Source organism: Microbulbifer sp. CAU 1566 (assembly GCF_023156515.1).
Lineage (GTDB): Bacteria > Pseudomonadota > Gammaproteobacteria > Pseudomonadales > Cellvibrionaceae > Microbulbifer.
Genome location: NZ_JALNMG010000008.1, coordinates 101422 through 111543 on the forward strand (window position 1 = coordinate 101422; position 10122 = coordinate 111543).

10 protein-coding genes are annotated in these 10122 nt (G+C 58.7%); 5 read left to right on the forward strand and 5 right to left on the reverse strand.

Annotated elements, in window-relative coordinates:
• Nucleotides 1-56: 56 nt before the first annotated feature.
• Together hemJ and M0G74_RS17530 are read right to left on the reverse strand one after the other, a co-directional pair.
• Complete coding sequence (hemJ, locus tag M0G74_RS17525) at nt 57-491, reverse strand: protoporphyrinogen oxidase HemJ (RefSeq protein WP_160151438.1); 435 nt, start codon at nt 489-491, stop codon at nt 57-59.
• Nucleotides 492-593: 102 nt separating this feature from the next.
• Nucleotides 594-2429, reverse strand: a complete 1836-nt coding sequence (locus M0G74_RS17530; RefSeq protein ID WP_248220027.1) for a chloride channel protein — start codon at nt 2427-2429, stop codon at nt 594-596.
• A gap of 83 nt (nt 2430-2512) precedes the next feature.
• Between M0G74_RS17530 and argC the strand changes: the two genes are divergently transcribed.
• The 4 genes from argC (at nt 2513) to erpA (ending at nt 5447) form a co-directional block, all read left to right on the forward strand.
• Complete coding sequence (gene argC, locus M0G74_RS17535) at nt 2513-3616, forward strand: N-acetyl-gamma-glutamyl-phosphate reductase (RefSeq protein WP_248220029.1); 1104 nt, start codon at nt 2513-2515, stop codon at nt 3614-3616.
• 62 nt (nt 3617-3678) lie between these two features.
• Nucleotides 3679-4419: a DUF6776 family protein gene (locus tag M0G74_RS17540; RefSeq protein WP_160151435.1), complete on the forward strand. Its 741-nt coding sequence runs from the start codon at nt 3679-3681 to the stop codon at nt 4417-4419.
• Nucleotides 4420-4534: 115 nt separating this feature from the next.
• Nucleotides 4535-4942 carry a polymer-forming cytoskeletal protein gene (locus tag M0G74_RS17545; RefSeq protein WP_236250482.1) on the forward strand — a complete coding sequence of 136 codons (408 nt, stop codon included), beginning with the start codon at nt 4535-4537 and terminating at the stop codon, nt 4940-4942.
• 151 nt (nt 4943-5093) lie between these two features.
• A complete protein-coding gene (gene erpA / locus M0G74_RS17550) occupies nt 5094-5447 on the forward strand; it encodes an iron-sulfur cluster insertion protein ErpA (RefSeq protein WP_160151433.1) in 354 nt (117 codons plus the stop codon).
• Nucleotides 5448-5536: 89 nt separating this feature from the next.
• Here erpA and M0G74_RS17555 read toward each other — a convergent pair whose 3' ends face one another.
• Nucleotides 5537-6649: an anhydro-N-acetylmuramic acid kinase gene (locus M0G74_RS17555; RefSeq protein WP_160151432.1), complete on the reverse strand. Its 1113-nt coding sequence runs from the start codon at nt 6647-6649 to the stop codon at nt 5537-5539.
• Nucleotides 6650-8032 carry a peptidoglycan DD-metalloendopeptidase family protein gene (locus tag M0G74_RS17560; protein WP_248220031.1) on the reverse strand — a complete coding sequence of 461 codons (1383 nt, stop codon included), beginning with the start codon at nt 8030-8032 and terminating at the stop codon, nt 6650-6652.
• A gap of 333 nt (nt 8033-8365) precedes the next feature.
• On the opposite strand from M0G74_RS17560, the gene tyrS reads away from it, so the two are divergent.
• Complete coding sequence (gene tyrS, locus M0G74_RS17565) at nt 8366-9673, forward strand: tyrosine--tRNA ligase (RefSeq protein ID WP_248220033.1); 1308 nt, start codon at nt 8366-8368, stop codon at nt 9671-9673.
• Nucleotides 9674-9902: 229 nt separating this feature from the next.
• Here tyrS and M0G74_RS17570 read toward each other — a convergent pair.
• Nucleotides 9903-10122: hypothetical protein (locus M0G74_RS17570; RefSeq protein WP_248220034.1), on the reverse strand; the 220-nt coding region annotated here is incomplete at its 5' end.

The window sequence follows — 10122 nt, forward strand, 5'->3', positions numbered from 1 at the left end:
TGCTGAAGGCGCCCCACTTCGCAAAAATGCGAATTGTCGCGGCAACAAATGTTGGGTCAGAAGGGTTTCACCACCGCGAGAATCACGATCGCGATCAGTGCCAATACCGGAAGCTCATTGAAGATACGGAAATAGCGTCCGCTTTTGGTGTTGGTACCAGCCGCAAACTTTTTCACATAGCTGCCGCAGATATGGTGGTAGCCGATCAACAGCACGACCAGGGTGAGTTTGGCGTGCAGCCAGCCCGAGGTCTTGAAGTAGTCCGGGTTGTAGGAGTAATTGATATGAATCAGCCAGATACCAAATACGATGGTGGCAATCATTGATGGGGTGGCAATGCCCCGGTACAGCCGGCGCTCCATGATATTGAAGCGGTCTTTGCTCAGGGCGTCGGTGGCATCAACGTGGTAGACAAACAGGCGGGGGAGATAGAACAGCGCTGCAAACCAGCAGACCATGGAAACAATGTGGAAAGCTTTGACCCAAAGCATTGAAGCTCCTTATCCGGATACCTATCCGGTTATGTATTGATTGCGTGTGTTGCGCACTTGGCCAGTGTCGAACATCCGTTTCGGGCAACTATCTACGGACAACTACTGCCGGTAATAGTGTTCGATATGCTGTGGCAGGATGATACCCGCCACTTCGCTGTCCAGTACACCGGGGTTACCCTGATCGTAATCGCGTCCGATATAGAGGGCGTCAGCACCTCGCAGGTCCAATTGCTGCTGGGCTTCCAGCAGGGTCGCGCGCCAGCTCAGTGGGGCCAGCTGCAGGCGTTCCCCGGGCAGGCGCAGCAGGTCGATCTTTTCTTCCGGCGCTTCTTCCTGGGTCGGTTCGTCGGACTCTTCTGTTTTCGGGCGCTGTAAAAAGTTCGCCAGGTCCGCGGTGCGCAGCGCCTGGGGTGTTCCTTCTCCACCCACCAGCAGCCAGGCCGGCTGTTGCTCAATCAGTCTTTCTGCCTGCGCTTTGTCCAGGAGTTGTGGCGTAACCACTACGGCTTTTTCCATCACGCTGGCAACGCCCACCCGGTTAAGCATTTGCGCGCGCCAGCTGGGCGTGCCGCTTTTCCCCAGGGCGCGCAGGGACTCTTGATAAATACCGTCGGTGGAAAAGAACTGGCGGCTGACCAGGCAGGCAACGACGATGGTCATCATCCCCGGAAACAGCACGTTGGGGTTGTAGGTCAGCTCAAGTATGGCGAGCAGTGCCGCAAGGGGGGCATTCAGCAGTGCCGCCATCATTGCCGCCATGCCCACCATAGCATAGAGCCCGGGGCTGGCGGTGGCGGCACCCAGCCACAGGTTGGCCAGGTGCCCCGCAGCCCCGCCAATACAGGCGCCCAGAATGAGGCTGGGTCCGATAACGCCACCGGGAATTCCCAGCCCGGTAGCGAGTGCGGTGGCGGTCAGTTTGGCGAGTGCGATCGCAATCAGAGCGACGGTACCCAGCTGTCCGAGCATCGTTAGTTCCAGCGTGTCGTAGCCGGCGCCGAGGATTTCCGGGACCCACAGCGCGAGGATACCGGTGGCGATGCCGGCAGCGGGCAATCGAATCAGCGGCGAGTGCTTCTGTTGCAGCGGCACCAGGTGGCGCTGGCTGATAATAAATATTGATGCCAGTGCGCCGATAACCAGTGCGCAACAGAACAGGATGGGAAGCTCTGCAAGGGACTGCAGCTGGGTGGCGGGCACGCTGAAGGCGGCCTGGTGGCCGAACGCCAGGCGCGTCGCCGCACTGCCGCTGACCGCGGCAATCATCACCGGCAGGAACCCACTCACCGTGTACTCCAGCATCACCACTTCCATGGCGAAGATCACGCCAGCCAACGGTGTGTTAAAGGAGGCGGCAATGGCCGCAGCGACCCCGCAGGCCAGCATGGTGCGTGCCGAATTGTTCGGTAGCCGCAAACGCTGCGCAACCCAACTGCCGCTGGCCGCACCCAGGTGCACCGACGGGCCTTCGCGGCCGATGGACTGGCCGCTGAGGAGTGCCAGGGAGCCGGCAAAAAACTGCAATGCTGCGTTTTTCATTGGCATTCGGCCCTGGTGGTTGTGCAAGCGATCCAGCACGTGTACCACACCGGTAGGGCGGCCCGAGGGGGCCACCCAGTGGAAAATCAGGCCGAGCACCAGGGCGCCACAGACGGGTAGCAGGAAACGCCAGAGGGACGGTAGGGATTCGAAGTCTTCGAGCTGTGGCAGGTAGAGAATGGCGGGGCCTTCACTGATTTGCCGAAAGCCGATCACCACCAGACCTGCGCAGATACCGATGACCAGCGCCAGCAGTATCAGCAGTGACAGGGCGTTCTGGGCAGACAGCTGCAATTGCACCCTGCTCAGTACACCGCTGCGGAGCCCCAGCAATCCCCCGCGGCGTAAGCGTGCATAGGCGGATGATTGGGAGTCTGGCTGCTGGCGAAACCGCACGGTTAGTCCTTTAAATTCGGTAGCTTATGGTAGAGTGCACGGCTCAGTATACAGGGGCCGACGCCAGCCAACAGATCCCGGCGATGGTCCGCAAACCGCAGTGCAAGGACAGAGGACAGCGAGGAGTCACAGTGAGCGTCATCAAAGCGGCAATCGTAGGTGGAACGGGGTACACGGGCGTGGAATTACTGCGCCTGCTGTCGGGCCATGCCCAGGTAGAGGTGGCTGCGATCACCTCCCGCGCCGAAGCTGGCACCCCAGTGGCGGAACTCTTCCCGAGCCTGCGCGGTCACTATGACTTGAAATTCAGTGCCCCGGATGTGGATCAGCTGGCCCAGTGTGATGTGGTGTTTTTTGCCACGCCCCACGGCGTTGCCCAGGCTCAGGTGCCGGAGTTGATTGCCCGCGGCGTGCGCGTGATCGACCTGTCCGCGGATTTCCGCCTGAAGGACATCCCCGCCTGGGAACAGTGGTACGGCCAGCAGCACGCCTGCCCGGAACTGGCGGCGCAGGCGGTGTACGCTCTGCCGGAAGTGAACCGCGCGCAGATTGCCGAAGCGCAGCTGATCGCCTGCCCGGGTTGTTACCCCACGGCCATTCAATTGGGCTTTATTCCTCTGCTGGAGGCGGGCCTGGTTGAGCCGAAAGGATTGATCGCCAATGCGGCCAGCGGCGCCAGTGGCGCCGGCCGTCAGGGCAAGACGGACCTGCTGTTTGCCGAGAACAACGACAGCTTCCGTGCCTACGCCGCGTCCGGTCACCGCCATTTGCCGGAAATCGAACAGGGGCTGGGCTTGGCTGCGGGCGCCGAGGTGGGGCTGACCTTTGTCCCACACTTGCTGCCCATGGTGCGCGGTATCCACGCGACGCTCTACGCGAAACTGAAGTCCGCTGGTGATGCGAAGGCTACCCAAGAGGCGCTACAGCAGTTATTTGAACAGCGTTATCAGTCCGAGCCCTTTGTCGATGTGATGCCGACGGGCAGCCATCCTCAGACCCGCAGTGTGCGCGGCACCAATGTGTGCCGAATCGCTGTTTTGCGGCCCCAGGAGCGCGATACCGTTGTGGTTCTCTCGGTCATCGATAACCTGGCGAAAGGCGCATCCGCACAAGCGGTGCAGAACATGAACATCATGTTTGGCCTAAATGAGAACCAGGGGCTGGAGAGCCCGGCACTGCTGCCTTAGAATCTGGCACAGCACTAAAAAACAAAATACACGACACCGAATAAAGAGCTTTTCCTGATCCCATGGCGCGCAAAGTAAAAGGCAGCAAACAGTACCGCATGAAGGTGGTGGCCCACAGGCCCTTCCACGGCGTTTTTTCTGTGCTGGGGGTGACCCTGCTGGTGCTATCGACCAGTGCCGGCGCCTACTTTGCCGGTCAGTATCAGTTGAGCAAAAACCTGGATGAAAAGACCCGCGCCTACGCTAAATCCCTGGACGAGGTGGATCGCCTCAAGGCCGAAATAGAGGCATTGCGGGTGAGGGCGGCGACCGCCGAGCAATCGGTGACCATCGGTGAGCAGGCCAGTGAGTCGGTACGCAGCGAGCTGGTTGCCAAGGAAAACCAGATCGCGGAGCTGCGCCAGGAGATTTCCTTCTATCGCGGCATTATGGCGCCCTCCGAAGGGAGCGATGGGGTATCCATCGGCCGCTTCAGTATTTCCGAGGCCGGCGAGCGTCGTTACCAGTACAAATTATTGGTGCAGCAGTCCGCGGCCCGCCATCAGGTGGTAACCGGCGCGGTACAGTTCACTATCGTTGGCCAGGTTGATGGCGAGCTGCGGCGCTATGCGCTGGCAGATCTGTCGCAGCAGGTGGAGAGTGAATCCATCCCCCTGCGGTTCAAGTATTTCCAGAATATCGAGGGAGAGCTGCAGTTGCCGGAAGGTTTTGTGCCGGAAGGTGTGGAATTGTCGCTCAAATCCAGCAAACGCAATGGGTTCAGTATTGACCAGCGTTATGGCTGGCTGGTGCAGCAGAGCTGAGTTTCTGACTGGGTTTTTGACAACAGGAAGCGCAGCATTGCTTCACAGGAGTTACCAGGCTCCACTCTATTCATGAGGTTTTGGTTGAATTATGTTGAAGAAAAAAGAGAAAACTATGGCTAACACTGGTGGCAACAATACGACCCTGATCGCCCGTCATACCGAAGTGACCGGCGACCTGCACTTTCGCGGCAACCTGGTGGTTGAAGGTCGGGTGAACGGCAATGTTTGCGCGCACAGTGACAGCGATGCCCGTCTGCAAATCGTTGACGGCGGTGTGATCGAGGGCGAAATTCGTGTGCCGAATGTCGTGGTGAACGGCAATGTGAAAGGTGACGTTCACGCCAGCGGCCACCTGGAACTGGCTTCCAAGGCGATTGTGGAAGGCAATGTGCACTACAAGCTGATCGAGATGGTCAAGGGTGCCCAGGTCAACGGTTCACTGGTGTCCAACGTAGAAGTCGATACTGCGGGCGAGCCCCGTATGCTTGGCTACTCTGAAGAGACCGTAGAGGCTGAGTAAAGCCCTTTTATCGGGGGCAATTGGTGAAACCTGGCAAATTTGGCAATACTTGACCTGTTTGCTGGGTTTTACCCATAATGCGCCCGCGCCACGGCCAATCCGGAAGTGGGCAACCTGCTTGCGGGTTGCGAACCTGTCTCGAGAGTGATCTATGTCTGAAGCTGTTTCCTTTTCTCCCGATCCGGTCCAGGTGACCGAAAAGGCTGTTGCCAAGGTGAAGGGGTTGCTGGAAGAGGAAGGCAATCCTGAGCTGAAGCTGCGCGTGTTTGTGACCGGTGGCGGCTGCTCTGGTTTTCAGTACGGTTTTACCTTTGATGAGCTGGTAGCCGAAGATGACGCTGTGGTCGAGAAAGACGGGATTCAGGTGCTGGTCGATGCCATGAGTTATCCCTATCTGGTCGGCGCCAGCGTGGATTATGAAGAGGGACTTTCCGGCTCCCGTTTTGTGATCCAGAACCCCAATGCCTCATCGACCTGCGGCTGCGGTTCGTCCTTCTCTATCTGAGCCCGCCCTGGCTGGATACCCGGAAGTAGCCATTGTGCCTGTCCGGGTATCGCGCCTGAATCGCCCTTCTCGCCGTATCCCGGCTGTGCCTAAGCCGGGAAGATACCACCCAGTATGGTTTCCTTCTCCGCGCCGGTTACGGCGGGGCAGTTTCCGCTAAGCCCCATTATCGTCTGTCGTGCCAGCCACGCGAATCCTGCGCCTTCCACCCAATCCGCATCGATACCGTATTGATCCGTTGCCGCGACCGACCAGGTAGGCAATCGTCGGCGCAGTCTCTCCATCAGGTCCTGGTTGCGGGCACCGCCACCGCAAATCAGCAGTTCGCCACCGGGGGCAAATTCGTGCACCCCGTCGGCAATGGAGGCTGCGGTTACTTCCGCCAGAGTGGCCTGAACATCGACCGGTGCCAGTTCCAACCCGGCGCAGGCGCGCTCCAACCAGCTGGGATTGAATGCCTCTCGGCCAGTACTTTTCGGTGCTGGCGCACTGAAGAATGGATCGGCCATCAAGCGGTTCAGTAGCTCCGGATGCGGCCTGCCACTGGCGGCCCAGCCACCGTCGGCATCGTAAGCTTTGCCGCGGTGCAGCTTGACCCAGTAATCCAGCAGGGCATTGCCCGGGCCTGTATCGTAGCCACGCACACCGCCGTCGGCCGACAGCTCGGTAATGTTTGCCATGCCACCGATATTGACTACAGCTCTGTCCCGGTCGGCGCGGAATACGGCATTGTGAAACGCTGGCATCAGCGGTGCACCCTGGCCACCCAGGGCCATATCCCGACGTCGGAAGTCGGCGACGGTGGTAATGCCGGTCACTGCAGCAATGGTGTTCGGGTCTCCGAGCTGGAGAGAGAAAGGGGTGGAAACTGAGCCCGGGGGGCGGTGCCGCACCGTTTGGCCGTGGCTGCCTATGGCGGTTACCGCAGTCGGCTGGACGCCGGCCTCGCGTAGAACCGCCAGGGTGGCATCGGCAAATTCTTGCCCCAGCAGGCGATCCAGTTGCCCCGCGCGATCAAGCTCCGATGGGCCCGGGGCGCAAAGTGCTAGGATTGACTCGCGCATTTCCGAGTTGATGGGGTGTCCCAGTGCTGCCACGGTCTTGCAGTGGAGTGCGCCGTCGGAATCCGAAAACTCCACCAGCACCGCATCGATACAGTCGATGCTGGTGCCGGACATCAGGCCTACGTAAAGGTCCGTCATTCAGTTTACGGAATCCTTTGTTTCGTCACTCTCGTCCTGGTTCTGGGCCAGTGCTGGTTGTCCGAAGCGCTCCAGCTGGGCGATCAGCGGTTGCGTCTGGGCCTGGAAGCGGGCCATTTCCGCGGAGGGAATGGCTTTCGCCTTCGGCAACTGGCGCACAATGGTCGCCGGGTTGCGGTGGTGGCCATCCACCAGGAATTCATAGTGCAGGTGGGGGCCTGTGGCATAGCCGGTGGATCCTACGGTTCCGATTACCTGGCGCTGCTTGACGCGCTGTCCACGTTTAACGCTGCGCTTGTTCAGGTGCAGGTAGCGGGTGATGTAGCGCTCACCGTGCTGTACGAACACATAGTTGCCGTTGGCTTTGCTGTAACCGGCCTTGATCACGCGGCCATCACCGGCGGAGTACACCGGGGTGCCCCGCGGGGCGGCGTAATCCGTGCCGTTGTGGGGGCGGCGCGTTTTGAAGATCGGGTGCAGGCGGCGCGGGTTGAAGTGGGAGCTGATGCGGCCAATATCCACCGGGGTGCGGATAAACGCCTTGCGCATACTCTTGCCGTCCGGGGTGAAATAGTTGGTGTCGCCGTTGCTGTCGGTATAGCGCACCGCACTGAAGGTTTTGCCTTGGTTGGTAAAGGTCACCGCCTGGATGGCGCCGTTACCGATTTTCTCCCCGTCCAGGAACTCTTCGTTGAATACCACGCTGAAGCTGTCGCCCTTGCGGATATCCAGGGCGAAGTCGATATCGGAGCCAAAGATGTCCGCCATTTCCATGATCAGGTTGTTGCTCAGTCCTGCCTTGCTGCCATCGACAAACAGTGAGCTTTGGATCTCGGCCTGGCGGAAGGCAGTGTAACTGTCGGGCTGGCGCTGGTGCAGCGCATACTTGTATTCGTCGGAGCTGTCGCGGCTGAATTCCACCTTGCTCAGGCGATCGCGATGCAGCTCCAGAGTTTGCAGGCTGCCCTCGCCATTAATCTGGAAGGTCAGCTCCTCACCGGGTACCAGCTTCGCCAATTGCTTGGCTTCTTTGCCGCTGGCTAACAGCTGGTACATTTCTGCACTGCTGATGCCGGCACGCTGGAACAGGTCAGAGAGGGTGTCACCGTTGCGCACAGTTTCCTGTACGACTCGCAGTCCCTCCATGACACTCGCTGGCGCGTTAACTTCCGGCTCGGCGACGGCTTCGGCGATGACTGGGGCTTCTTCCGGGGCGCTGAGCGACACCGGCAGCGCAGTGCGCTTGGCCTCTACTTCCGGCGGGGAAATAAACAGTGTCAGAGCAAGCGCGAAGCTGGCGGCGCCGGCTGCGAGGGCGTGTGTGCGGGGGAAATGCTTCCCCATGGCGCCTAGCAGGCGGGGGTTTTTGCGATGATCTTGCATGGTGTTATACAGGGGTTGCGCTGACAGTCATTGTTATCGGGTTCCGGCCCAGGCTTTGCAGGCTGTGCCTAAAAAACGAACACCGGGGCGACTTTATAACAAAATTCCCGCCGTGGTTCACGGGGTAATTGACCTGTCTGTCCATGATTCAGTTCCTCTGACAAGCAACTATTTACTACAGTCGGTGCGCGATAGTCCTGGAGAGCCCAAAGTCCCGCCAATGCTTGTATTTGCCGCAGGATTCGGTACATTTGCAGCCCAATTTTTCGCCGCCAGACCCTTCTGTCTGGCGGACTCATTTGAGCACACCTGAACTTACCGCAAGGGGATACCATGGCCGGAGTGGATACGACACTGCTGGAAGATCTCACGCGTCGCGGGCTGGTCAATCAGGCCACCGGTGACGGCGAACTGGAAAAGCACCTGGCAGAAGCGAGTCGTACACTTTATTGCGGCTTTGATCCTACTGCGGATTCCCTTCACATAGGGAGTTTAGTCCCGCTGCTGACACTCAAGAGGTTTCAGGCGGCAGGACATAAACCCATTGCGCTGGTTGGCGGCGCAACCGGCCTGATTGGCGACCCATCCTTCAAAGCCCAGGAGCGCTCCCTGAATACGCCCGAGGTCGTCTCCGGTTGGGTGGAGAAAATCAAGCGCCAGGTCAGTGCCTTTGTCGATTTCGATGCCGGGGACAATGGCGCCCTGGTCGTCAATAACCTGGATTGGACCAAAGACCTGAATGTGCTGGACTTCCTGCGGGATGTGGGCAAGCACTTCTCTATTAACAATATGGTGAACAAGGAGTCCGTGAAGCAGCGGATTCAGCGTGAAGGCGAGGGTATCTCGTTTACTGAGTTCGCATACATCTTGTTGCAGTCCATGGACTTCTCCGAACTGTATAAGCGCCACAGCTGCACCTTGCAGATTGGCGGCTCGGATCAGTGGGGCAATATTACCGGTGGTGTGGATCTCGCCCGTCGCCAACATCGCGGCAAGGTGTTCGGCCTTACCCTGCCGCTGGTTACTAAGTCGGATGGTACCAAGTTTGGTAAAACCGAGAGCGGTACCATCTGGCTGGATACGCAGCGCACGTCGCCTTACGCTTTCTACCAGTTCTGGCTGAATACGGCCGACGCAGATGTGTACAAGTTCCTGCGTTATTTCACCTTCCTGAGTGTGGACGCCATCGATGAGCTCGAAAAGGCGGACGCCGAGCGCGCGGGCCGCCCGGAGGCCCAGGGTGTTCTGGCCAAAGAGGTGACACGCCTGGTACACGGGGATGAAGGTTTGGCGGCTGCCGAGCGCATCTCGCAGGCGCTTTTCTCTGGTGGAATCGAGGAGTTGTCGGAAGGCGATCTGGAGCAGCTGCGTTTGGATGGCCTGCCCAGTTCCGCGCTTCCGGTTGAATATGGCGAACAAAGCCTGATTCAGTTGTTGGTGGATGCGGGAATGGCGCCCTCCGGCAAGCCAGTAAAAGATGCACTTGGTCGAAATGCTGTGCTGGTCAATGGCGTGGGTGTTGGCATGGAGAGCAACGGTGATCCCGCGAGTGTATTTGCCGCAGCGAATGCCATGCACGGTAAGTACTTCATTGTTCGCCTCGGCAAGAAGAAGTATCACCTGTTTTACCTGGCTTCCTGATTGAAATGTGAACAGGGAGGGGCGCGAAAAATCTTTTTTACAGTTTTGTCATAAAAGTACTTGCGCGGTCTCAGGCCGGCTCGTATAGTTCGCGCCCTCACCGCTGCAGGGGCAACCCAAAGCGCGGCGAGAAGGTAAGATAACCGATTGATTTTCAAAGAGTTTTTCTCTGAAAAAGAATTTCAAAAAGTGCTTGCCGAGGTCGGAGAGCTCGCTATAATGCGCGCCCTCAAGCAAGGTCGCCAAGCGCACTTGCTGAGTGTTCGACCGGGGTCTCGGGTAGATCCTTCGGGGTTGGAAGTGTCGCTGTTAAAGCTGCTTTCCAAGCCTGAAAAAAGCTCTCAAAAAAGAGCTTGCCAAACGAGATTGGCGCCATATAATGCGCGTCCTTCTCGGGGTCACCGGAACGGTGATCGAGACTGAAAAAGACGTTGTTTTTAAACGCTTTT

What these genes read in the sequence shown, in the direction of transcription:
- hemJ (WP_160151438.1), bottom strand. Translation starts at nt 491, where the DNA reads ATGCTTTGGGTCAAAGCTTTCCACATTGTTTCCATGGTCTGCTGGTTT.
- argC (WP_248220029.1), top strand. Translation starts at nt 2,513, where the DNA reads ATGGTCCGCAAACCGCAGTGCAAGGACAGAGGACAGCGAGGAGTCACA.
- M0G74_RS17540 (WP_160151435.1), top strand. Translation starts at nt 3,679, where the DNA reads ATGGCGCGCAAAGTAAAAGGCAGCAAACAGTACCGCATGAAGGTGGTG.
- M0G74_RS17545 (WP_236250482.1), top strand. Translation starts at nt 4,535, where the DNA reads ATGGCTAACACTGGTGGCAACAATACGACCCTGATCGCCCGTCATACC.
- erpA (WP_160151433.1), top strand. Translation starts at nt 5,094, where the DNA reads ATGTCTGAAGCTGTTTCCTTTTCTCCCGATCCGGTCCAGGTGACCGAA.
- M0G74_RS17555 (WP_160151432.1), bottom strand. Translation starts at nt 6,649, where the DNA reads ATGACGGACCTTTACGTAGGCCTGATGTCCGGCACCAGCATCGACTGT.
- M0G74_RS17560 (WP_248220031.1), bottom strand. Translation starts at nt 8,032, where the DNA reads ATGCAAGATCATCGCAAAAACCCCCGCCTGCTAGGCGCCATGGGGAAG.
- tyrS (WP_248220033.1), top strand. Translation starts at nt 8,366, where the DNA reads ATGGCCGGAGTGGATACGACACTGCTGGAAGATCTCACGCGTCGCGGG.